Here is a 23,824-nt window from a genome sequence, read left to right as displayed (position 1 = left end):
GCAATGAGGCATGCGGGACGCGGGTAACACACCCGTCGTACAGCAAAAATCGATGGAGGCAACGGTCTCGTACCGGCTTCGCGGTGCCGCCCGGCGGTATTCAGCCGGAATAGGAGCTGAACCGGCCCCGCGCATAGGCGTGGGATACCGCTTTCATCAGCTCGCCGACCTCGGATTCCAGATATTCGTTGGCCACGATCAACGCGCGGATCGTCGCCCGCATATCGCCCCCGCAGGCGGAAATGGCCTGATCTACAGCGGTTTCCAGCTCGTCGTTCTCTTCGGACTTCGGCTGTGAAGAGGACGACATGGCAGTATTCCGTGTTGAGCGAGACGGCCCATGTTCTTATTTTGTTCTTACGAAGTCAATGGGCCGTTCGTCGGCTGGTCGCAACTGCGCCCACGGTTTTCCCCAACCTGCTTCGCTTGCGCCATTAGCGCCGGCATCTTGGTTCAATCACATCACCTTATGCTAGAAGGCAGCGGCGGGTGTGGAATTGATTTGAAATGAAACAGATGCAGTCACGAATTTTTCTGGTTGCGGCGTTGCTGTCGATCGTCCTTCCGGCCAGCCAGAGTTCGGGCGCAACGGCCACCATTCGAGATGGCAGCACGCTTCAGCTCGGCAACGTCACCTACCGGCTCGACGGCATCGATGCGCCCACCGTTGATCAACTCTGCATCGATCAGAATGCCGATAGCTGGACCTGCGGTATCGAGGCGCGCGATCAATTGACCAAGCTGATCGGCGGCAAACAGGTTCGCTGCGATGATTTGGGTCCCGATCCCTCGTTCAAGAAACGGCGCATCGGCGTGTGCAAGATCGAGGGTGACACGACCAGTTTGAGCCAGCTCCTTGTCCGCAACGGCTTTGCCTTGAATGTCGAAGTCTCCGCCAGCGGTCGCTTCCAGGTGGACGAGGCCCGCGCCAAGGACGACCGCCAGGGACTCTGGAAAGGCTGCTTTGTCGCGCCGCGCGAGTTCCGCGCCGGAAAGAAGGACGGCCCCCTGCTCGGCGCCGCATGCCGCGCCGACCGCGACCGTGAAATCCGCGAGGCGCTGTTCCCCGAGGATCTCGTGATGCCGGCGAATTGCAACATCAAGGGCAAGTACGCCGTGCGCGCGCGCGTCACCGGGAACCTCGGCATCTACCATCTGCAGGCATGCCGCTCCTATCCGGGACTGACCAAGCCGGATCGATGGTTCTGTTCCGAGGAAGATGCGCAAGCCGCCGGGTTCCGCCGAGCCTATAACTGCCGGTCAACCACCAAGAGCAAATGAGGCTGGCAAACGCGCCGGCTGTTGTGTGAAAGTGCCGGCAGAGGTTGCCGGCACGCATGACCCCTTCCGACACTACGAACATCCTGCCTGAAGCCGCCGCCGCCGAACGCTTGCGGCAACATCTGCAGGAAATCGCTGATGAGCGCGACAGAGCTCATCGTGCTTTGCAGGAGCGCGAAGCGGAGCTGGCGCGGATCCAGCGCATCGCCGGTGTCGGCGGTCTCGAAATCGATTTCCGTGACGGCGTCAAGAATCGCCGCTCCCCTGAATATCTTCTGGTTCACGGGCTGCCGCCCGAGGCGGCCAACGAGACCTACGAGGAATGGGTCAGTCGAATTCATCCCGAGGATCGCGAGCGAACGGTCCAGGACCTGTTCGGCGTATTAAAAAGCCAGAGCGAGGACTATTCGGCCGAATACCGCATCGTGCGGCCGAACGACGGCGCGGTCCGCTGGATCCGCGTCGTCGCCAAGATCGAGCGCGACGCCGACGGCCGCGCGCTGCGCCTCGTCGGCGCCGATTGCGACGTCACCGATCAGATGCTGGCGCAGGCGACCTTACGCGAAAGCGAGGAGCGCTTCCGCCTGATCGCCAACAGCGCGCCGGTGCCGATCTGGGTCACCAAGCTCGACCGCACGCGTTCCTTCGCCAACCAGGCCTATCTCGACTTCCTCGGGCTGCCGTTCGAGGAAGCCATCGTGTTCGACTGGCGCAAAAGGCTGCATCCGGACGACGCAGCGCGTGTCGTACAGGAATCCGTCGCAGGCGAAGCATCGCTCAAGCCGTTCGTGCTGGAGGCCCGCTATCAGCGCGCCGACGGCGAATGGCGGTGGCTGCGCTCGGAATCCCAGCCGCGCTGGGATCCGACCGGCAAGCACATTGGGTTCATCGGCGTCGCCCACGACATTACGTCAGCCAAGCAGGCCGAGCATGATCTGCGCCGGCTGAACGAGATCCTCGAAATGCGGATCGCCGAGCGAACCGCGCAGCTCGAAGCCAGCGAAGCCCAGATGCGCGCGATCTTCGAGACCAGCCATCAATATCAGGCTCTGCTCAACCAGCACGGCGACGTGCTCTATGCCAACCGGACGGCGCTGGCCGGCATCTGTGCCGAGGCCAGTGCGGTCGTCGGCCGCCCGTTCTGGGAAACGCCATGGTTTGCCGCGACCTCCGGCATGCGCGATGCCCTCCGCGACGCCTTCATCACCGTGATGCGAGGCGAAGAAGTCAATATTGAAATGCTGCTGCACCTGCCGATCGGCGACCGCTATTTCGATTTCGCGATGCGACCGCTGCATGACCAGCACGGGGCAATCATCGGCGCGGTGCCGGAGGCGATCGACGTCACCGAGCGTCGCCAGGGCGAGGAAGCGCTGCGTCAGTCGCAGAAAATGGAAGCGGTCGGACAGTTGACCGGCGGCGTGGCGCACGATTTCAACAATCTATTGACCATCATCCGCTCCGCGACCGATTTCCTGCGCCGCCGCGAGTTGCCGGAAGAGCGTCGCCGGCGCTACATCGACGCGATCGCCGAAACCGTGGAGCGCGCCTCCAAGCTGACCGGGCAATTGCTGGCGTTCGCTCGCAGGCAGCCGCTCAAGCCGCAGGTGTTCAACGTCGGCACCCAGGTTGAGTCCGTCGCACAATTGATCCGTCCCCTCGTCGGCGCCCGGATCAGGATCGACGTCGACATCGCCGACCTCAATTGCTTCGCAATCGCCGACGTCGCGCAATTCGAAACCGCGCTGATCAATCTCGCCGTCAACAGCCGCGATGCCATGGACAGCGAGGGTCGGCTGACCATACAGGTCCGCAAGGTGAATGCCATACCGCCGCTGCGTGCCCAGCCCGCCCGCCGCGGCGACTTCGTCGCCATCACCGTGACCGACACCGGCTGCGGTATTGCCCCTGCCCTGCTCGAGACGATCTTCGAGCCGTTCTTCACCACCAAGGAAGTCGGCAAGGGCACCGGCCTCGGGCTGAGCCAGGCATTCGGTTTTGCCAAGCAATCCGACGGCGATATCGCAGTTGCAAGTGAGCCCGGCCAGGGCGCGACGTTTACGATCTACCTGCCGCAGGCCGCAGTGCCGGCCGATACGAGCGAAGCCGCCGCAACCGGCAGCGAGCCCGCCGCCCGCGGCCGCGGCTACCGCGTCCTCGTCGTTGAGGACAATGATGACGTCGGCCAGTTCTCCACCGAGCTGTTGGAAGATCTCGGCTACACCGTGCGCCGCGTCGCCAGCGCGGACGCCGCGCTCGCAATCCTGGCCGAGGACGAGTTTTCCGCCGACCTGGTGTTTTCCGACGTCATCATGCCCGGGATGAACGGCGTCGAGCTCGCCGGCATCGTGCGCGAGCGCTATCCCGGCCTGCCCGTGGTCCTGACCAGCGGCTATAGCAACGTGCTGGCGGAGAGCGCCCACCGCGGTTTCGAGCTGATCCAGAAACCCTATTCGGTGGAATTGCTGTCGCGGATTCTCAGGAAGGCGATTTCCGAGGCGCGCCGCTAGGGCAGCTCACGCCGCGGCGTCGACGCCGGCCTCTCCCGATACCAAGAGCGCGCGGATTTCCTGCGCCGGGCGCGCGGCGCTGAACAGATAGCCCTGCATTTGCGTGCATCCGAGACTCTGCACGGTCTCGCGCTGCTGCAACGTCTCGACGCCTCCGGCAGTCGTGATCATGTTGCGGTCGGCGGCGATGCTGACCACCGCGCGGATGATCGAGGCCGATGAGGAATTGCGCGTCACTTCCTTGACGAAGGAGCGGTCGATCTTGATCTTGTCGAACGGGAAGCGCTGCAGATATTGCAGCGAGGAATAGCCGGTGCCGAAATCGTCGAGCGCGATGTGGATGCCGAGCGCACGGAGCTGGTTCAGTGTCGCCAGCGCGGCGTCGTCGTCCGCGATCAGGACGGCCTCCGTGATCTCCAGCTCCAGCCGGCGCGGATCGAGCCCGGTTTCGGCAAGAACAGCGGCGACTTTCATCGACAGCGTTTCCGACCGGAACTGGATCGGCGAGACGTTGACGGCGATTCGGACATGAGCCGGCCAAGCTGCAGCTTCGGCACAGGCGGTGCGCAACACCCACTGCCCGATCTCCTCGATCAGGCCGGTCTCCTCGGCGACCGGCACGAATTCGGCGGGCGAAATCATGCCGCGCACCGGATGCCGCCAGCGCAATAGCGCCTCGCAGCCGGTGACGTCGTCGCCGCGCAGATCGACCTGCGGCTGATAGTGCAGTTCGAACCAGCCCTGCACCAGCGCCTCACGCAAATCCGCCTCCAGCTCGCGGCGATGGTTGGCCTGCTGCTCCATCTCCGGATCGAAGAAGCGATAGGTCCTGCGGCCAGCGGCCTTCGCCGCATACATCGCGAGATCGGCGTTCTTCAGGAGATCGAACAGGTCCGAGCCGTCGCGCGGAGCGATCGCGATGCCGATGCTGGCATCGCTGGAAAGCTGATGGCCATGGCAGTCGAACGGGGTACGCAGCGCCTGATAGATCCGCGCGACCAGCGCGTGAACGTCCTCGGCGCTCTCGATGCCGTGCTGAAGGATAGCGAATTCGTCCCCGCCGAGGCGGGCGATGAAATCCTCAGGGCCGACCGACTGGCGCAACCGCTCCGCCACGCCCTTCAGGAACTCGTCCCCGATCAGATGTCCCAGCGTGTCATTGATGCGCTTGAACTCGTCGATGTCGATATAGAGGATCGCGAACTCGCGTCCCTCGGTTTCCAGCAGCAGTCCCTCCGCGTGGCGCTGGAACAGGCTGCGGTTCGGCAGATTGGTCAGCGCGTCATAATGGGCGAGATGTTCGATCCTGGCCTGGTCGCGCCGCCCTTCGGTGACGTCTTCCAGCGTCGTGGCCCAGCCGCCGTCCGACGAGCGTTTGTAGATCAGCCGGATCGTCCTGCCGTCGGGCGTTGAGGTCATGGCATCTTGAACCGGGCTACCATTGGGATCGAGGAAGCGTGCGCAATAAGCGTCGGCGTCACCGAGAAAGGAGCCGCGTTCCTGACGGTGGCGGATCAGGTCGCGCAGATGACAGCCGGGTTTGACGACCTCCGGCGAGAGCCCGAACATCTCGATATATCGCCGGTTGCAGATCACGAGACGGGCCGAGGAGTCGAACAGCAGCAGCCCCTGCGTCATGTTGTTGATCGCGGTGTCGAGGTGCTGGCTCTTCTCCGAAAGCTTGCGCTGCGCGGCGGCATGCTGGCGGCGGAGCTGGCGCACGATCAGGAAGACCATGCCGATCACAACGACGATTGCCAGCGCCGCCGCGAAAAATTGCAGTCTGGTCTGCGCCCGCCAATCGGCCAGCGCAGCCTCCGTTCGGGTGGTCGCCACGATCAGGATCGGGAAGTGCATGAGCGACTTGACCGCACCGACCTTGTCTTCCGCCAGCCTCGCGCTGGTGAAGCGCCCGGACATGTTGCCATCTACGGCCAGCGCGCGTCGAAACGCTTCGCTTCCGGCGACATTGAAGCCGATCAGGCTGTCGTCCTTTGGATAGCGGGCAATGATGGTGCCGTTGCGGTGAATCATCGAGATCGCGGTATCGCTGTTGAGCTCCAGCGATCCGACAAAGGCCTCGAAATGCGAAGGTTCGACGCCGCGGCTGGCAAATCCGATGATCTCGCCATTGCGGCCGACGATCTTGCGCGCAAATAGCGTGGTCCAGTTCCTCGTCACCTTGCTGACGACCGGCTCGACGATGACGTCGGGGGTCGGTCTTCCCGACGTGAATTCCTTGAAGTACTGACGGTCCGCGATGTTGAGATCGGGGACCGGCCACATCTCGGAGGAATTGATCAGCCATCCCTTGGCATTCCACAGGTTCAGCGCGCCGACATGGGGCAGCGCCGAAAGCTTGCTGCGCAGCATCTCGTGCGCGCTTAAGGTCGACATTCTCTGTTCGAATTCTTCCGACGTATCGACCCCGTCGGCCCGCATGCCGGATACAACGTCCTCATGCACATGCTGGAGATCGTTCAGTTGCTGGTCGAAATGCCGTGACAGCAACAGCGCGCTGTTGTTGAGTTCGCGCTCGGCGACTTCCAGCGCCCGCTCGCGGTATTGCATGGCGAAATAGCCGGTGCCGAGCATGATCGCGATCACGATCCCCGCGGCGCTCAGGATCAGGCACTGGATCGCGCCCAGCCTGATCCGCCACGGCATGGCGCGACCGAACAGCGGCTGGCTCTCCGCGATGACGTTTTCCGTTGGATTATTCAGCATTCTCGCTGCCCCCACAGGCGCGTGTTGTAGGGACCACAAGCCAAGGGGGCGTTAGCAAAATGAGTTATCGGGAGGTTAAAGCGGCCGCGGAATCAGGCGGATTCCGCCATCTCGTCCTCCTTGAGACTGCACTCGATCAGCGCCCCGTCGATCGTGAACTTCGAAAACAGCGAGCCGGGCGTCGAAGCCTGCAGCGCCGCGAAGAACTGCGAGTCTCCCGGACTGCGCAGGAAAAACCGGATGTGGCTCGCCGACATCGTGTCCCTTGACAGCCATACGATGCCCGAGAACAGCGCCACCATCGTTTGAGCGTACTGGCCGGCATCGGCGATGCCGAGTTCGTAAGCCGGCGACACGACGATAAAGCGCGCGCGGAGGATGGGATCCGGAAATTTGCTCATCATCAGGCGGCTGACCTGGCAGGCCGCATGGATGCGCTCGCCGTCGGACAGGCAGTACAGGCTGGGGTGATCGCCTTCCCTGGTCAACCCGTCATAGGCCGCATAGCTTCCCGTTGAAAAGGTCGAAAAGTCTTCGCCGACGCTTTCGGCGTCCTTCTTCCACAGGCCCTTGATCGACCGCCAGGACCTGTCCGGCTCTTTCATCGGCAGAAGGCGCATGACTAACCAGAGGTTAATGCAGAAGTTGATGCCGGCATTTTACGGGCGGCGGCTAAACGTTTGCTTACGCTGGCGCCCGGCGCGCAAATAATTTGTTCGGCCTGCGAAACGACTACCTCGGGATCGTTTTGCTGCCGTGTCTCCTTACGGTCTCGAACTCCGGCGGGAGATATGAGACGCTCCTGCGAAGCAAATGCAGCAACGATCGAGCGCGCTCCGGGTGTTCCTTCCCGCAGCGCCGAACGCGAGCCCCGCAAGCCCATGACCGGGGTTGGCGGGGCTTCTTTATTTGAGCAGCTATGACGCAGCAGAATGAGTGGCTCTAGGCCGCGGCCTCATAATTGACTGCGGTCTCCGCGATCTTGGTCAAGGTTTCGTCGGTCTTTTTCTCTTCGGCGAGCGTCTGGTCGATCAGCTTCACAGCTTGCGGATTGTTGAGCTTGGCGGCCCAGGCTTTCAGGGTGCCGTAGCGTGAAATCTCGTAATGCTCGACCGCCTGGGCGGCGGCCAACAGGCCGGCATCGAGCGCGGGCGTGTCGGCATACTGCTCCATGATGTCCTTGCCTTCGTCGATGATCCCCTCGATCGCCTCGCACTTCTTGCCACGCGCGGCCTTGCCGAGAAGCTCGAATATCTCTTCCAGCCGTTCGACCTGCGCTTCGGTCTCTTCGTGGTGCTTTTCGAAGGCGGCCCGCAGCTTGTCTGAGTTGGCGGCCTTGGCCATTTTCGGCAGCGCCTTCAGGATCTGCTTCTCGGCGTAGTAGATGTCCTTGAGAGTATCCAGGAATAATTCATTCAGGTCCTTGTCAGGCATGGCTTCCTCCATTGATGGTGCGCTGACAACATGGGACCGAATGAATTGGTTCCTAAGGGCGTTCCTCGGAGGCGCTACCCGCTCCCGGCGGCAAGGTCGATCAGGGCAATTCCGAGGTCGGGCCTCTTCTTGCGTCGAAGCGCTGCCGGCGCTTCGGTCAAGATCACTTCGAGCGTCGGCCTGACGGTTGCTGCCAGCAGGTGACCGCCGCGCGTCGAGCCATCGGCAAGGCCGAGTACGACGTGAACGTGCAGGCTGGGCTTGCCGTCATCGCCGGCGGCCACGTCGCCGATCGCGCTGAGGACTTCACACTGCTCATCGACCTCGATCTTCCGGTAGCTCTTCGCGGCGACGTCGAACCAGCCGACCGTCGCCCGTTCGAAGGCGCCGATCGCGGTCAGCGAGGCCGCGAAAATCCCGGATTCAGCTGCGAACCGGGTGAGCGCGGCAAACGCCTCCTCGCCCGTGTCCAGAATGACGACATGAACCTGCGCCTCGTCGTCGGCGCCGATACGTTTGCTCTTCATGGCGACCTCGCAATGGCGGTCAGGCTGCGCTGCGCCTGATGTGGCGACCTTCCCTCACCTCCTCGATGATCTTCGCAGTGAACGCTTCGAGATCGCCGGGGTTGCGGGACGTAATCACGCCCTGGTCGACAACGACCTCCGAGTCCTCCCATTTGGCACCGGCGTTGGCGACGTCGGTCTTGATCGACTTGTAGGACGTCATCTTCCGGCCCCTGGCGATGCCGGTTTCGATCAGAAGCCACGGCGCATGGCACACGGCTGCGACGATTTTGCCGGCGTCGAAAATGTCCCTGATGAACTTGAGCGCTTTCTGTTCCACCCGAAGCAGGTCGGGATTGATCTGCCCGCCAGGCAGCACAACGGCGTCATAGTCCGCAGGTGATGCCTGATCGAGCGTCTTGTCGACCGTGACCGGCCGTCCCCAATCCTTCTTGTCCCATCCCCTGATTTCGCCTGAGGCCGGCGAGACCACGTCAACGACAGCCCCGGCCTTTTTCAGCCGATCGCGCGGCACTTCGAGTTCCGACTGTTCAAAGCCGTGCGTTGCCAGAATAGCAATTTTCTTTCCGTCGAGATCCATCGGGTGCTCCCTGAGAGTGAGCTGTCCCCGGTCAATCGGCACTACAGGGCATCGTTCCCGACAAGCCGAATCCGGCGCCTTTTGGCCGAAGGCGGGCCGGCGCGGGAACTCGCTGTTCCCCGAAAGTACACTAGACGGAGACTACGCGGTCGTAGGCATATCGTTTGCCGCAATCGGGCGCGCATCTCTCCATGACCTCTGCTCGCATTGAAACGGACTCGGACGAAACAGATGCGAGAAACTTCCAAAGACTTCGCTGAAGTCCAAAATCGAGCAGATGCGCCCAGGCGACTGAAGCCTCTCGTAAGATATCGAGCCGACTATGTCAGCAACTGGACAGACCTGAGATTGGCTCAAGTGCAAATTTTTTCCATGCCCAGACCTGATCCGGAGTTGCTTCCTCTTCCGTCTCCGCGCTGTCCAAACTGCGCAACGAGAATGATCGCGGTTGCTATCTCGATTGGTTCGGACGGGCTGGAGCATCGCACGTTCGAATGCAGAACATGCCATCATTCTGAGATGAAAACGTTTGGCGCTGATCCGATCAAGCCAGACGGCGAGGCTTTGACCAGAAGCGCGTCGCGATCGCCTGACTAGATTGTGGATTGGCAACGAACGATCTGGCAAACGGATGTAATTTCAATGCTTCGGAGACTCGTGATCAGGGCCGCTATTAAGGCTGCGCCCCAGCAACCGATCGTAATTGCTACGAACCGTCTCGTAGCATTCGCAGGCGCTTTCCCGCAGCGCTTCGACGTCGGTGATCTCGATTTTACCCCGCCGGTATCGGATCATTCCCGCCGTTTGCAGCGTATGCGCCACCGGCGAAACGGTGGTTCGCCGAACACCCAGCATCTCCGCGAGAAACTCCTGCGTAAAAGGAAGCGTATCGCTTCCCGACAGGTCGCGCGCGCGCAGTAGCCAGCGGCACAATCGCGCCGTCGAATCGTGGAGAATGTTGCAGGCGGCGGATTGCTGCGCCTGGCCATAAACCGTCTGCTCGTGACTGATAATCATCGAAAGCATGGCAGGACGTTCGAGCGCCACGCGCTTGAATGCGTCGGGCTCACACACCACCCCATGTCCGCCGATTTGAACGATCGCGCGATTCAGGGCCAGCTTGCCGTCCAAAGCCGCCGAAGCGCCGATGACACCATCGCGGCCGACCATAGCGGCTTCGACGGTTTCTCCGCCCTCAAGCAGCACCACGAGCGAAATCACCGCGTCAGATGGAAAGTAAACCCCGCTGATCGCCTCCCCGGCCTCATGCAGGATCTTGGTGTGCTCCAGCACGACAGGCCTGAGGTGAGGCCGCAGTGCCTCGACATCCGGCGGGGCGAAAGACGACAGCAGCAGATTGCTCGAAAATGATCGCATGGGAGCTCCCGGATTGGCGGGAGCACTTTGTGTCTCTCAGTCACGCGGCTGCCGGAGGGTTACCGTTGATATGAAACGCTATCCTTTTCTCGGGAACCGCGTCTGTCCGCCACCCGACATTGCAAAGCTGCTCCATACTGAACCGCAAGGAGCTAGTCTCGATTAGCTGCAGGGTGGAAAAAAGCCCCGACGCAATCGGCGCCGGGGCCATCGAGAATTGTCGTCGCCGGGGGAAAAACGACGGATAAGGTGATACCGTTCCGATTTTTCTCTCCGGAGTCGCGCTCTCGTCATGCCCGGCCCTTGCACTGCGCATCCACGTCCTTGGTTGCAGATCGCAAAGTGCCTGCTGCTGGATCGCGCATGCCATCGCGCAGCTCATGACCGCGAGCATTGATGGATTTCAGTGCGCGAAAATGCCCAACTACCCGCTGTGAAACCATCGCGCATTTTGCTGATGAGCGCCTTGGCGGAACAGAAGCTGGAGCTGAAACCTCACATCCGTTTGAAGCGAACCGATCACGATATCGGAACGGTCGCAGGCGCCCCCGGTTGGCCCCCTGTTAGTGCAACGGAGGCAACTCATGAACTTGAAGCTCGTAACCGCAGCGGCGGTTCTTTCGACTGCGGTCGCAGCGCCGGCACTGGCGCAGGATCCTCACGGACGGTCGGATGCCATCCGTAAACCACCGCAAACCCAGGACCGCGTTTATCATCGTCACAGCGGATTCTGGCCGGGTGAGATAGCCGCCGGCGTGGTTGGCGGCGCGATCGGCACGGCCGGCGCGATTGCGACGGCGCCGTTCCGACATGACGTCTACGCCTACAATTACGGCTACGGGCCGCGCTACTACAATAACGGCTTCGTCTGTCAACCCGGAACGACGTTCATCGGTGGGGACGGCCGGCGCCATATCTGTCAGTAGCTAACCACGGGCATTGAAGAAGAGGCGGTCCAACACCGCCTCTTCTCTTCTTGTTTAGCGACTGCTTTGTTTAGCGATTGCCTGAGAGCTTCTTTCCAGGCGGATCGCCGCCGCGGTCCACCCGGCTCACGCGCTGGGCGCGCTCCTTGTCCTTGGGTTGCTCCTGTCCCCGTTGATCACGGACGATGCCCTGGTCGTCGCTGCCGTTGGACGAGCCGGGATCCGTCGGTTCGGGTTCTGTCGCTTGCCGATGTTGCTCCTTGCCTTCCCGGACCAGCAGCTCGTCGCCGAGCATTTGCCCGATGATCTGTTTGGTCTGAGCCTCGGCCTTCTCATGGAACTTGCTCATGGTGGGCCTCCTGGCAATGAGAACGGCGCCAGAGCTCCAATGTTTCCTCCGGGAGGTCCAAACCTTTGCCGATCTTGGCGAATTAACCCATCAGTTCCTAGCTCATGGCACGAGACCGCTTTGCGCCGCCAATAGCCGACATTCCCAAGAAGTCCGTTTTTGACCGATTCCGTTGAAGAAGTCGGCCCGCGAGCGAGGCGAGCCGCAAATGCGGCACAGCCGACCGCTTCTCAGGCCGGATTTGGCTGCGGCATTGGGACCAGCTTGGCTAGTTTCCGGAGGTTCTGGGCGGTTGCTGCAAGGAGGAACTCGTCGCGAGCCCCGTTTGGTCCACGTAATCGCAGTCGGTCGAGCTTGAGAATGCGCTTGAGGTGAGCGAACAACATTTCGACCTTCTTACGTAGCCGTCGCGATGCTCGACCTTCCCAGGATTTAGCAATCGCCCGCGCCATGTCGCGGGCTCTCTCATGGATCGAGCGAGGCACCTTTCGAGCAGGCGTGTTCGGGCAGCAGTGTGGCCTCAAGGCGCAGGCGTCACAGTCAGCCTTGCTCGCTCGATAAAGCAACGTCTCGCCATCATTCACACGCGTCCCTGTTGTGGTCAGCGTCTTGCCGCCAGGACAGATATAGACGTCGCTGACTGGATCGTAGTTGAAGTCCTCCCGTGTGAAGGTCCCATCCTTGCGCGCTGATTTGTCGAACACGGTCACATGCGGCTCGATGCCGTGCTCATCGACCAGCCAGCCCAGCATGTCGGCTGAACCATAGGCGCTGTCACCGAGAAGCCTGGACGGGTGAAGACCGAAGTTCTTTGCGGTCCGCTCGATCATGCGCTTGGCAGCGAGAACTTCTGCCTGCCGGATCGCTGTGGTCGGCTCAACGTCGACAATGATCGCATTTTCCACATCGATCAGATAGTTCGTGGAGTAGGCAAAGAAAGCCTGTCCGCCATGGGCACCGGTCCAGCGCGCGGCAGGATCAGCCGGTGAGATGAACTTGGGGACGATCTCGGTCGCGGCCCCAAACGCCGCATCGTCCAGGACAGCTAGATACTCGTCGACGGCACGGCTTGCGGCTTTTGGCGGCAACCCCTTTTCGCCCTCGACGCCGTTCTGCCGGTTAGCATCGGCCTTGATCAGGCTAGCATCGACCGCAAAGCCTTCTCCGCCAACCAGACCCTCGTCGATGCAGCGGCGCAAGACGTCTTCGAACAGCCGTCGCAGCAGATCACTATCGCGGAAGCGGCCATGTCGGTTCTTTGAGAAGGTCGAATGATCGGGCACGTCACCATCGAGCCCAAGGCGGCAGAACCAGCGGTATGCCAGGTTGAGGTGAACCTCTTCGCACAGGCGCCGCTCCGAGCGGATGCCGAAGCAGTAACCGACCAACAGCATCCGGATCATCAGCTCGGGCGCGATCGAGGGCCGCCCGATCGTGCTGTAGAAGGGGGATAGCTCTCGCCTTAACCCATCGAGGTCCACGAACCTGTCGATCGATCGCAACAAATGATCGGCCGGAACGTGCCGCTCGAGCGAAAACTCATAGAACAACGCGACCTGCTCAACTCGCTGATGTCCCATCATGATTCAGTCCTCTCGCAACGACTGAATCAGCGAACATCAACCAGCGCAACCGAAGACTTTTTCAACACAATCGACCCACATGAGACATTTTCTCCGCGCTCGCTCAGCGCTAGACCGTCACCCCCTTTTCGCCCCGCATATCCAGCGAAAATAATTTATCCCGAACATGTCGTCTTGGTGGTCACCCGTTCGACTGGATGTCGGCAATCCGGCAGGAGTAACCAGGAGAAATGCAATGACTCAAAATGCAGCAATGAGGGGCGAGAAGATTTACGACATGGAACTATCACTGGAGTCACCGACTACGGCGTGAGCATGGACGCCATCCTTGCCGGCCAGGAAGCGATTCCACTACACGGAGCTCGATTTGACCTTGCGGTCGATGGGCGGTACGAGGGCCCCCTCGCGGGACACGCACGGTGTCGACTATCTGCGGGTACGCGCCGATGGTCGCATCGAGCTGGACCTGCACGTCATCATCGAGACTGAGGACGGCCACCGGATCGCGTTGTCTGGTGACGGCCAGGCGGCGCCGCGACCCGGCGAGCCGGTGCTCGACATCTTCGCAAACGTCCGCCTCTCCACCGCGTCCAAAAACTATGCCTGGGTCAATGAGCGACAGATCTGGGGTGTGGGGACCGCGAGCCTGGCGACCGGGAAGGTCCGCGCCGAAGGCTTCATGCAGTGAAAGCAAGGGGGACGGCCGGATGACTGTCCGGTCCAGCAGCCTGCGAAGTCGCGTTGGTCCTCAATCTCAAAGCTGCCAAAGCGCTCAGTCTCACTGTGCCGGCATCTCCGCTTGCGCAGATCGACGAGGTGATCGAATGCACTTTTCGGACATGCCGAAACAACCTGACTTTGTCCGCTCATCGGGGTAAGGCAGACATCCCGCCGCAAGGCAGCAACTTCCGTTTTTGGACCTAAAGCCGACATTGGTGGTCGTGCCGCCTGATGCCTGCAAGACTTGAAAATCTGGAAACGTGCTACAAATCCAACTAACGCGCGGTGATGGAGTTATCCATGGGCGTGACCTTTCCCAATGAAAGTCCACAGTATCGAGCTGCTCGCAATAAACTACTGGAGCGCGAGGTAGCGCTCAGGCGCGAAATGGAGGCCGTGGCCGCGGAGATCCGGGCACTGCCGCCGGGAGGGCCCGCTCCCGAGGACTACGAGTTCGATCATATTGATGCCAAAGGGGCGCCAGCGAAGGTGCGCCTCTCGGAACTGTTCCGGCCGGGCACTGATACGCTGCTCATCTACCATTACATGTTCCCTCGGCACCGCGGCGATAAGCGGCCGGGGCCAAGCGTTGGTCCGGTAGCGCAGCTGCCGCTGGAGGAAGGGCCGTGCCCATCCTGCACCGCTTTGCTCGACAACTGGGAGGGAGCGATAGCCCACGTCGAGGGATTGGGAGCGAACATCGCGGCCGTCGCCAAAGCGCCGATCGAGCGGATCGCGGCCTTCGCCGCGCATCGCGGCTGGCGCAATTTGAAACTGCTTTCAGCCGCCAACAACAGCTTCAAACGGGACTATCATGGTGAGGATGAAGAGGGGCAGCAGATGCCCATCCTCACCGTGTTTCACAAAGGCCCGGATGGAGTCATCAGGTTGAGTTGGGCCTCCGAACTATTGTTCATGCCGACCGAGCCGAAACAGGATCCACGGCATCTTGGTACGGTGGAGCCGATGTGGACCCTTCTGGATCTTACTCCCGCAGGGCGGCCGGACGCGAACGAGCAGCTCGAATACGCATGCTGTCGGACTGAGGTGCAGGCCAACAAGCAATCGTAAACAAACCTCAAACTGTATATCCCAGAATCAGCAGCCAAAAAACATAGCCGCGGGTTTTTATCAGCCCGAAGACGCCATCGTGGCCGTCACGCATGCGCTCGCCACCCAAAATCTTCTATCTTGGTGCAGATGCGCATGTTGTCAGTATCAGCCGGTGAAGACAGGTTTGGCTCAAGATCCCGGTCAAGGCGCGTACAAGAGTACTCGTGGCTTCAGAAGGCTTTCTACCGAAACAAAGGTTGTCAGGATCCATACAATAAAATCGAAGACAAAGTTGGTCTTCCCTTCGTCGTCCTCTTGGCAAACGATCGTCGGTGCTACGAGTTCTGAGGGGATCAAGTTTACAGCGATGGATTGCCGGCAACTGGAAAGACGCCTGTCGACCTTGCGGCGATCCTCAAATCTTTCTCATCCAACCCGGCGAACAAAGTGTCTGATGTAAGCCGTAATTCCAAGGATGACCCCGATAATCTGTTATTCTCAGTCGCCAACTCGGCAACAACTGCGCATTTCCGCCATATCAGGATGAAAGGTGCGTTCTACATACTAACGATTGATACCCCAATGCTATCGCGACTGGTGGCGGAAAAGAAAGATAAATTCTTCGGATCCTTTAAATTCAGGGGGAAGTCCTGATCGCGCAGAATAGGGATTATCCGATCAGAGTGTCTCCTCTTGGCAGCACTTAGCCGACATCGGCGCTGAGCCGAATGTCCGCTCGGCGCCAGAAGCGGTCGTTCCGGTAAAGTTTGTTTTTGACCCTGATCGGACATTAATTCGTCTAAGGTTGTCGCAGGCCCGCAAAGTGGCCGGCGGGCTTACCATCTCCGCCCATCAGGAATAAGATGAGCCGACGTCCACGGGCGTTCGTGCCCTTAGGGGACCCGACCCAATATCGTGGCCACTCTCCGTCACGCCCGTTGGCAATAACTGAGGTCTGCCCAGCGATCCACACGACGAATTCCATGACCGAACCCGAGCGTTTGGAAGGTGTTCCCGGCCGCTACTGGCACCGGCTTGAAGACGGACGTATCCAGTGCGATATCTGCCCGCGCTATTGCAGGCTTAACGAAAGCCAGCGCGGCCTGTGCTTCGTGCGTGGCCGGCAGGACGACCGGATCGTGCTCACGACGTACGGCCGCTCCTCGGGGTTCTGTGTCGATCCAATAGAGAAGAAGCCACTGAACCACTATCTGCCCGGAACTCCCGTGTTGTCGTTCGGTACCGCAGGGTGCAACCTGACCTGCAAATTCTGCCAGAACTGGGACATCTCCAAAGCGCGGGAACTCGACCGGCTCCAGGACGCGGCCTCGCCGGAAGATATTGTCGAGGCCGCGATTGCCACGGGCTCGCGTTCCATCGCCTACACCTACAATGACCCCGTCATCTTCCTCGAATATGCCGTGGATGTTGCAAGGGTGGCGCGCCGGCGCGGGATCAAGAACGTGGCGGTCACAGCGGGCTACATTGACGCGGCGGCGCGGGAGGAGCTTTACGCCTTCATGGACGCCGCCAATGTCGACCTCAAGGCGTTCACCGAGGCGTTCTACAAGCGGCTGTGCACCGGCCATCTTGGCGCCGTCCTCGAAACGCTCGAGTATCTGAAGAACAAGACGAAGGTCTGGCTCGAGATCACAACGCTGCTGATCCCGGGTCACAATGACAGCCCGGAGGAGGTGAAAAAGCTGAGCGAATGGATGATGACAAGGCTAGGACCTGACGTGCCGTTACATTTCACCGCCTTCCACCCTGACTACAAGATGCTGGATCTGCGCCGTACGCCGGCCTTCACGCTAACGACGGCTCGTGATATCGCGCGCAAGGTCGGGCTGCATTTCGTCTACACCGGCAATGTCCATGACGAGAGCGGCCAAAGCACGTACTGCCCGGGCTGCGGTGAGCGGATCATCGGTCGAGATTGGTATGACATCACCACTTGGCGGCTCACAGGGGACGGCCGCTGCGATATTTGCTCCACCCCAATCCCCGGCTTGTTCGAGGCGCACCCGGGCAAATGGGGGCAGCGGCGTGTCCCGATCTGGATCGGCAGACTGGACCGCTCTTGAATGAGGACGATGCCGACGTAGCGCCTCACCGCTGCGTATTGGAGCGCGAGCCTGATTAGGAGGTCACGATGAAGATTGACAGCACCATCTTTGGCGCGATTACGATTGACGGAAAGACCTATCAGCACGACGTGGTTGTTCGTCTTTCCGGCGAAGTTGTGAAGCGGAAAAAGAAGCTATCAAAGAAGCTGTATGGCACCTCGCACGTGCTTTCGAAAGACGAGGCAAAGTTTCTCTTCGAGAAGGGGTGCGATCAGGTCGTCATTGGCTCGGGTCAGATGGGCAACGTGCACCTGTCACCAGAAGCTGAAGCCTATTTCGAAAGAAAGGGCTGCGAGGTCGTGTTGAAGCCGACACCCGAGGCAATCCGGATGTTCAACCGGTCGCGAACAAAGAAAATCGGACTCTTTCACGTGACCTGTTGAAACAAATGCCTGGTGAAGCTGTGTATCCAAGTTGGATCCGCCGGATCGGCGCGCCGCTCATTGCTTTTTTTGTTTTGACCGTTGCGCTTTCGGTTTCGACGGTGCACGCCGTTGAGGATACTCGCAAGGTGAGCGTGGTGTCCTTCGGCCTTTTTGGCGATCAAGGCGTGTTTAGAAGGGAGGCGACCGGCGCAGCACAGGTCGTCGCGGACCGTTTCGGGGGCGCCGCGATCAACGTGCAATACAATTCGAAGAAAGGCGGAAGTGCAACGATTGAAGGCCTGGCCAAGTCCTTGCAAGCGGCGGCCAACGGGATGGACGCCGACAACGACATTCTGTTTTTGATTCTCACCTCGCACGGCGCCCGCGCCGGCCTTGCAGTCAAAGCGGGGCGGCTTACGCAAACGCTCACGCCGTCTAATCTCGCCTACATGCTGGCGCGCACCGGCATCCGATACAAGGTTGTGGTCATCTCGGCCTGCTATTCGGGAGTCTTCATCCCTCGTCTCGCGAACCCCGATACGCTGGTAATCACCGCGGCCGATGCCGACCATCCATCGTTCGGCTGCCGGGACAAAGCCAAATGGACCTATTTCGGCAACGCGTTTTTCAATATAGCACTCCGGCAAGCCAAGAGCCTGAAGGACGCCTTTGTTGTTGCGCGTTCGCTCGTCAAAAAGCGAGAAGTGCGCGAGCGCTTCGAGCCTTCGAATCCCCTAATGGCAGGCGGCGAAAACGTGCAGCCGTTGCTCATTTCGCGTCCTTGAGCGACCGGCCACCTTCCGACGCCTGTCTGCCGAAATCCTCGTCCGTATTGATCTAATGACCGAAACGCGCCGCATGTCGGCTCAACCGAAGTTGCTATCGCGCCCGATGTCCGCTTTGGCGCTAGAACCGCCGGGCTGGGCCAGCCTGTCGCGTACAACAGGCTCATCAAGTGCCTGCGCCCCTCTTCTTTGGGCGTCGGGCTGGATGCGGGAAAGGTAAACAGAAGGCCGCGGGGAAATAACCCCGCCGCATGGATCTGACTATCCGATGCGCCAATGCCCTTTGTGGATGTCGAATTTCACGAGGCCTTCGTCGCGCATCTTCAGAAGCAGGGATTGGCAGGCTTCCTCATTGGGGAGATTGGCACGTCGCATGACTTGGTAGGCCTTGAGCGGCTTCTCGCGGAGCGCGTTCAGAATATTCTCGCGATCTTTCAGCATGACTGGTCCTGTAATCCAAAATTGGCGTTGATAATGAACTGCTCAGGCCGCCATGACGAGTTTGATCTCGCCGTCTTCAAGATTTCCGGCCGCGAGCGCGTCGCGCGCCATCTTTTCGATAACAGGCCAATTTGCGAGAAGAAATTTTTGCGCCAGAGCCTTGGTCGGCAGCTCGGTTTGAAGAACGCAGCGCTGCCGCGCAGTTCCGTTCGCGATCTGAAAAGACACCGCTTGCGGCCCCTCGATGATCTCTTGTTCGGTGGGCTTGGCAGCAATCCGCATCCGTTATTCCTTTTTGAGCGTCCGATTAGGTCAGGCTGTCGGGATCGACATTAGCCACCGCGCCTGGTGTGTTTCTTGGCTATTGCGAATGAGCGGCGGCTAGCTAGGACTGATCGTCCTCGGCCTCCGGGGCGCGTTTCGGCTTGTGATCCGCGATTGGCTGCGTATTGCGTACCGCCGCGGTCAGCATCAGGCGCAACTCATCCTTCGTCATCGGTGGTTGCCGCGTGGTTGACGATTTCCATTGTGCCATTGGGTCTATATGGGGTGCCCGAGGGAGAATTAAAGCCCAACGCCTCGCTGAATCCTCCGACAATGAATTTCGGCATACTTGCCGCATCCACACTACCCTGCCCTCATTCTTGAAGTTTAAACGGTCACGCATCGCAGTGAGTGCCCGACGGGCAAATCACTTCTGATTTTCCGAAGTCATGTCAAGCCCCGGAAGCAAAAATATTCCGCTTAACTTGCAGGGCAAATCAGTCGCATAACTCCGCCCGTCTCACGGCAGATGAGGGGCGTTGGCCATCGTCACGAACGCGCGGTGAGATGCGATGGACGTGAATGGCGCGATAGACGTACGCGCCGGACGCGTACGGCGAAGTCGTGTGGTTCGGGCGCCGCGGTGCTGGCGCTAAGTTTCACGGGTTATCTCGTGGAGCGACGGAGGCAAGAAAGCCGTTCTCCGGGAAGAGCACGAAGTAAGCCGTAAAGCCATTGCGCAGGGAAGGCCGGAATGCTCCCGCTGCCCTGTACGCTCGTGTGCGTTTTTGTTTTGCGCAAATTGCACGCGAGACCGCGGGTGCAGCAAGCACCCGGTCTTCCCTGCGCCCTCTGATTTCGAAGAGGGCAAAGAAGATGCATACCTCGGGCGAAACGCGCCGCGAGATCGCGAAATCTATCCACGTCATTGCGAGCGCAGCGAAGCAATCCATTGTCACCTCATGCGGAAGGATGGATTGCTTCGCTTCGCTCGCAATGACGCGGAAGGGCCGCAGCGTACTGGATCCCCGCCTTCGCTGGGATGACAGCGGAGGACGACGCAGGACCTTTCACAACAAAAACGGCGGGAATTACCCCGCCGTCGTGAGATCGATCAATCCCGAATGAACCTACAGCAGCCCCATATCCAGCATGCCCGGCAGCTGCGCGAGCGGCAGCGCGGCGGCGCCGACCAGGGTGGCGACCAGCGCGGCAAGGCGGCGGTTGCTGTGGCGCTTGCCGCGCATCTGGCTGGCGATCCATTCCAGCACCTTGGTGTCGATGTTGGCGGCCTTCACCGGCGCCCAGCTCTCGATCGGCGTATCCGGCGACAGCGCGACCGTGCGCGGCGGCACCGGCAGGCCGGACTCGGAAGCGGCATGATGGGCGACCGCCTTGGCCAGCAAATCGTCGAAACGGCCGTCGTCGGTGCGTTCCGCGGCCGCATCGCTGATCTCGAACAGTGCTTCAATTTCGGCGCGGCTCACCGGCTCATGCTCAACAGCGCTCACGGTGAGGATGCGTGTGCACCACGCGGCGTCCTCGGCATCGAGCGCGCGGGAGAAATGGATACGGCCCTTGGTGGTTGGGCCCTCGCCGGTGATCACGCCGTCGCGCACGATGGTGAGCGCATGAGCGGCGGTCTTGCGGCAGGATGGTTGGAGGGATATTTCAGCGGGTACGGCAGTCGGGGCAGACATAGTTGCACTTCTCAATTTCAATTCCAGTCCAGCATTTCCATACGGGGCATGAACGAGCGGTTAACAATTCGAAACCCGCATTCCCCGATTTTTACATGGTTGCCAATTGGTCGCTGTGAGGTCGGTCACGGTTCAGACCAATGCACTCCCGGGTGCAAAGCGGCCCGGCGTGATGCGGGCGATAAAGGGCAATATCGGGGCAGCGACGGCAAGAAAGTGGAACGGCTATGAAAAGATCGCGATCGAACAAGAGGAGGGCTCGTCAACCTGCCTTCCTCCATCGAATGCAGGAGCCAACGGCTCTTTTCGTCGCAGAGGCGCGGATCAAAAGAAGATGCTAGGAGTTCCGGGCTCGCGGAGAAGGATCTCACCTTTTGCGCTAACCGGTTCACTTAACCGCTTCAGACTCCTATAATCCTTAAGGCAAATTTCCCTGTAACTTGAACAACATGAGGTAAAACCATGGCACTTCCGATAGGCGCTGTCGCCCCCGATTTCGAAGCCGAAACCACTGAGGGCAAAATCAAATTCCACGACTGGATCGGAAATAGCTGGGCGATGCTGTTCTCGCACCCCAAGGATTTCACCCCGGTCTGCACCACCGAGCTCGGCTTGCTCGCCAAGCTGAAACCGGAATTCGACAAGCGCGGCGTCAAGCTGATTGGCCTGAGCGTCGATCCTGTCGACCGCCATGCCAAATGGTCGGAGGACATCAAGGAGACGCAGGGTGCTGCGCCGAACTATCCGATGATCGGCGATACCGACTACAACGTCTCCAAGCTTTACGAGATGCTGCCGGCTTCGACCTCGGGCGATCCCCTCACCCGCACGCCTGCGGACAACCAGACCGTCCGCAACGCGATCGTGATCGGCCCCGACAAGAAGATCAAGCTGACGATCGTCTATCCGATGACCACCGGCCGCAACTTCCAGGAGATCCTGCGCGCGATCGACTCGCTGCAGCTGACCGCAAAGCATCGCGTCGCGACGCCGGCCGACTGGAAACAGGGCGAAGACGTCATCATCGCGGGCTCCGTCAGCGACGACGAGGCGAAGACGATCTATCCGGCCGGCTGGAAGGCGCCGAAGCCCTATATCCGGATCGTGCCGCAACCGAAGTGACGATTGCGATTGCGGAGCAATCGAAACGTCATCCCGGGGCGATGCGTAATCATCGAACCCGGGATCTCGAGATTCTCAGGTGCGCAATTGCGCACCTGAGTTCGGTGCTTCGCACCGCCCCGGAATGACGGGTTAATTTTTAAGCACCATCCAATCCGCCACTAACAGTCCGGCGCTCGCCGCGACGGTTCCGTCAGGCGGCGCGGACGCGGTCGAGGAATTTTTCGACCTCGGCCTTCAAATGCAGGCTCTCGCTCGACAGATTCTGCGCGGAGGCAAACATCCGGCTCGAGGTCTCGCCGGTCTCGTCGGCGCCCTGCGCAGCGTTGCGGATGTTGGCGGCAACGTCGGCCGTGCCGCTGGCCGCCGCGCGCACGCTCTGCGCGATGTTCTGGGTCGCGCCGCGCTGCTGCTCGACCGCCGCCGAGATCGAGGTGGCGATATCGCTGATGCGCTCGATGGTCTGGCCGATCGCCTTGATCGCACTGACCGACTCTTCGGTCGCAAGCTGCATGCTGCCGATCTGGCTGGATATCTCTTCCGTCGCCTTCGCGGTCTGGCCGGCCAGGCTCTTGACCTCCTGCGCCACCACGGCAAAGCCGCGGCCGGCATCGCCCGCCCGCGCCGCCTCGATGGTGGCGTTGAGCGCCAGGAGATTGGTCTGTTCGGCGATCGAGGTGATCAGCTTCACCACGTCGCCGATCCGGGCGCCGGCTTCCGACAATTCGTTGATGCGCTGGTCGGTGGCGGCGGCCTGCTTGACGGCGTCGGCCGCGATGCCGTTCGATTCCTGAACCCGGCGGGTGATTTCGGCGATCGAGCTGGAGAGCTCGTCGGAAGCGGCCGCCGCGGTGCGGACATGCTCGGAGGCTGTTTCGGAAGCGCCGGCCGACTTGCCGGACAGGCTTGCGGTAGTCCGCGCGGTGTCGGTGAGCTGGCGGGCCACGCGCTCGAATTCGCTGGATGAGTTCAGCACCTTGTCGAGGATGCCGCCGACGCTGGTCTGGAACTCGTCGACGAAGCCGCGCAGCTCGGATTTGCGCTGCTCGGCCGCGGCCGCGGCGGCCGCGGTCTGTTCGTCGCGCATGCGCCGACGCTCGACAGAGTTGTTCTTGAAGACCGCGAGGCTACGCGCAATCTCGCCGATCTCGTCCATCCGGTCGTCACAGTCGATTTCGACATCGGTGTTGCCATTGGCGATTGCGGTGAGCGAGGCCGTGACCGACGTCAGGGGCTTGGTCACCCGGCGCACGATCAGCATGGTCAGCATCATCACCAGCAGCGCGGCAATGCCGGCTGCGATCGCCATGTTCTGAATGGCATGTGACAGCATGCTCTCGTAGTGAGCCATGGGAATGCCGACATACAGCAGCCCGATCACCTTGCCGGCCGGATTTAGGATCGGATAGTAGGCCGTCATGAACGTCTTGCCGAACAGCGTCGCCGGGCCGCGGTAGGCCTCGCCGCGGCGCACCACCGCCTGCCCGGGATGATCTGTCGCGAGCTGGGTGCCGACGGCGCGGTCGCCGTTCTCCTTCTTCACATTGGTCGTGCGGCGGACGAACTGGTTACTGGCTTCATCGTAGACGAAAAGCGTCGCATTGCCGCCGGCATAGCCCACCGCGCGGTCGACGATCGCGTGGTCCTTGAACTCGGGCATCTTCGGAATTTCGGCCCGGGCGACGGCCCCATCCTTGATGGTGATCCTGGCGTCGCTGTAGGTCTCGGCAAACGCCAGCCCCAGCGTGCGCAGGTTGACCTCAATGTCCCGCAGCGCCCGGTCGCCAAATTCGGAGGTTAGCGACCAATGGGCCGCCCCGACCACCAGCGCGGTATTCACCGCGATCAGGAAGATCGCGCAGATGACAGCCTTAGTGCCAAGGCGCAGCTTGAGCGCCGGCAGGAACTTTCCAACGGATTGCGTGGTCATGACGAGAAATCCCCCAAATCGCGC

22 protein-coding genes are annotated in these 23,824 nt (G+C 60.8%); 9 read left to right on the top strand and 13 right to left on the bottom strand.

What is annotated here, in order from left to right; translation table 11 throughout:
- Positions 1-100: 100 nt before the first annotated feature.
- Positions 101-310 (bottom strand): hypothetical protein, encoded by a 210-nt coding sequence (locus tag RX328_RS21910; RefSeq protein WP_213253966.1) that lies wholly within the window; start codon positions 308-310, stop codon positions 101-103.
- Positions 311-507: 197 nt separating this feature from the next.
- Here RX328_RS21910 and RX328_RS21905 point away from each other — a divergent pair, with 197 nt between their 5' ends.
- Both RX328_RS21905 and RX328_RS21900 read left to right on the top strand, forming a co-directional pair.
- On the top strand, positions 508-1,281 hold the full coding sequence (locus RX328_RS21905) for a thermonuclease family protein (RefSeq protein ID WP_213253965.1): 774 nt from the start codon (positions 508-510) through the stop codon (positions 1,279-1,281).
- Positions 1,282-1,337: 56 nt separating this feature from the next.
- On the top strand, positions 1,338-3,791 hold the full coding sequence (locus RX328_RS21900) for a PAS domain S-box protein (protein WP_409410874.1): 2,454 nt from the start codon (positions 1,338-1,340) through the stop codon (positions 3,789-3,791).
- Positions 3,792-3,797: 6 nt separating this feature from the next.
- On the opposite strand, the gene RX328_RS21895 is transcribed toward RX328_RS21900, so the two are convergent.
- From RX328_RS21895 to RX328_RS21870, 6 genes are all read right to left on the bottom strand, one after another.
- The gene (locus RX328_RS21895) at positions 3,798-6,458 is read right to left on the bottom strand and encodes an EAL domain-containing protein (protein WP_213254011.1); all 2,661 of its coding nucleotides are present in this window, start codon (positions 6,456-6,458) and stop codon (positions 3,798-3,800) included.
- 152 nt (positions 6,459-6,610) lie between these two features.
- The gene (locus tag RX328_RS21890) at positions 6,611-7,138 is read right to left on the bottom strand and encodes a hypothetical protein (protein WP_213253963.1); all 528 of its coding nucleotides are present in this window, start codon (positions 7,136-7,138) and stop codon (positions 6,611-6,613) included.
- A 322-nt stretch (positions 7,139-7,460) separates the two neighbouring features.
- On the bottom strand, positions 7,461-7,952 hold the full coding sequence (locus tag RX328_RS21885) for a ferritin-like domain-containing protein (protein WP_213253962.1): 492 nt from the start codon (positions 7,950-7,952) through the stop codon (positions 7,461-7,463).
- Positions 7,953-8,026: 74 nt separating this feature from the next.
- The gene (locus RX328_RS21880) at positions 8,027-8,479 is read right to left on the bottom strand and encodes a PPC domain-containing DNA-binding protein (protein ID WP_213253961.1); all 453 of its coding nucleotides are present in this window, start codon (positions 8,477-8,479) and stop codon (positions 8,027-8,029) included.
- Between the two features lie 19 nt (positions 8,480-8,498).
- On the bottom strand, positions 8,499-9,059 hold the full coding sequence (locus tag RX328_RS21875) for a type 1 glutamine amidotransferase domain-containing protein (RefSeq protein ID WP_213253960.1): 561 nt from the start codon (positions 9,057-9,059) through the stop codon (positions 8,499-8,501).
- 639 nt (positions 9,060-9,698) lie between these two features.
- A complete protein-coding gene (locus RX328_RS21870; RefSeq protein WP_317258486.1) occupies positions 9,699-10,352 on the bottom strand; it encodes a Crp/Fnr family transcriptional regulator in 654 nt (217 codons plus the stop codon).
- Positions 10,353-11,020: 668 nt separating this feature from the next.
- Between RX328_RS21870 and RX328_RS21865 the strand changes: the two genes are divergently transcribed.
- Positions 11,021-11,362 (top strand): hypothetical protein, encoded by a 342-nt coding sequence (locus RX328_RS21865; protein WP_213253958.1) that lies wholly within the window; start codon positions 11,021-11,023, stop codon positions 11,360-11,362.
- Positions 11,363-11,432: 70 nt separating this feature from the next.
- On the opposite strand, the gene RX328_RS21860 is transcribed toward RX328_RS21865, so the two are convergent.
- Both RX328_RS21860 and RX328_RS21855 read right to left on the bottom strand, forming a co-directional pair.
- Positions 11,433-11,711: a hypothetical protein gene (locus RX328_RS21860; protein WP_213253957.1), complete on the bottom strand. Its 279-nt coding sequence runs from the start codon at positions 11,709-11,711 to the stop codon at positions 11,433-11,435.
- A gap of 230 nt (positions 11,712-11,941) precedes the next feature.
- On the bottom strand, positions 11,942-13,294 hold the full coding sequence (locus tag RX328_RS21855; protein WP_213257637.1) for a transposase: 1,353 nt from the start codon (positions 13,292-13,294) through the stop codon (positions 11,942-11,944).
- Positions 13,295-13,622: 328 nt separating this feature from the next.
- On the opposite strand from RX328_RS21855, the gene RX328_RS21850 reads away from it, so the two are divergent.
- From RX328_RS21850 to RX328_RS21830, 5 genes are all read left to right on the top strand, one after another.
- Positions 13,623-13,982: a DUF3237 family protein gene (locus RX328_RS21850; protein ID WP_249725962.1), complete on the top strand. Its 360-nt coding sequence runs from the start codon at positions 13,623-13,625 to the stop codon at positions 13,980-13,982.
- Between the two features lie 332 nt (positions 13,983-14,314).
- Entirely contained in the window at positions 14,315-15,085 is a 771-nt protein-coding gene (locus RX328_RS21845) for a DUF899 family protein (protein ID WP_213245350.1), read from the top strand.
- A 965-nt stretch (positions 15,086-16,050) separates the two neighbouring features.
- Positions 16,051-17,151, top strand: coding sequence for an AmmeMemoRadiSam system radical SAM enzyme (amrS, locus tag RX328_RS21840; RefSeq protein ID WP_213245351.1), 1,101 nt, complete (start codon positions 16,051-16,053; stop codon positions 17,149-17,151).
- Between the two features lie 68 nt (positions 17,152-17,219).
- Positions 17,220-17,576 (top strand): Mth938-like domain-containing protein, encoded by a 357-nt coding sequence (locus RX328_RS21835; protein ID WP_213245352.1) that lies wholly within the window; start codon positions 17,220-17,222, stop codon positions 17,574-17,576.
- A 5-nt stretch (positions 17,577-17,581) separates the two neighbouring features.
- The gene (locus RX328_RS21830; RefSeq protein WP_249725991.1) at positions 17,582-18,343 is read left to right on the top strand and encodes a C13 family peptidase; all 762 of its coding nucleotides are present in this window, start codon (positions 17,582-17,584) and stop codon (positions 18,341-18,343) included.
- Between the two features lie 261 nt (positions 18,344-18,604).
- On the opposite strand, the gene RX328_RS21825 is transcribed toward RX328_RS21830, so the two are convergent.
- From RX328_RS21825 to RX328_RS21815, 3 genes are all read right to left on the bottom strand, one after another.
- On the bottom strand, positions 18,605-18,784 hold the full coding sequence (locus RX328_RS21825) for a hypothetical protein (RefSeq protein ID WP_213246362.1): 180 nt from the start codon (positions 18,782-18,784) through the stop codon (positions 18,605-18,607).
- A 42-nt stretch (positions 18,785-18,826) separates the two neighbouring features.
- Positions 18,827-19,066, bottom strand: a complete 240-nt coding sequence (locus tag RX328_RS21820; protein ID WP_213245353.1) for a hypothetical protein — start codon at positions 19,064-19,066, stop codon at positions 18,827-18,829.
- A gap of 1,112 nt (positions 19,067-20,178) precedes the next feature.
- Positions 20,179-20,748, bottom strand: coding sequence for a hypothetical protein (locus RX328_RS21815; protein ID WP_213245354.1), 570 nt, complete (start codon positions 20,746-20,748; stop codon positions 20,179-20,181).
- A gap of 462 nt (positions 20,749-21,210) precedes the next feature.
- Between RX328_RS21815 and RX328_RS21810 the strand changes: the two genes are divergently transcribed.
- Positions 21,211-21,870, top strand: coding sequence for a peroxiredoxin (locus RX328_RS21810; protein WP_213245355.1), 660 nt, complete (start codon positions 21,211-21,213; stop codon positions 21,868-21,870).
- A gap of 193 nt (positions 21,871-22,063) precedes the next feature.
- Here RX328_RS21810 and RX328_RS21805 read toward each other — a convergent pair whose 3' ends face one another.
- A complete protein-coding gene (locus RX328_RS21805; protein WP_213245357.1) occupies positions 22,064-23,800 on the bottom strand; it encodes a methyl-accepting chemotaxis protein in 1,737 nt (578 codons plus the stop codon).
- Positions 23,801-23,824: the final 24 nt, after the last annotated feature.

The sequence above is a fragment of the Bradyrhizobium sp. sBnM-33 genome, from assembly GCF_032917945.1.
Taxonomy (GTDB): domain Bacteria; phylum Pseudomonadota; class Alphaproteobacteria; order Rhizobiales; family Xanthobacteraceae; genus Bradyrhizobium.
This window is presented reverse-complemented; position numbering and strand designations above follow the sequence as displayed.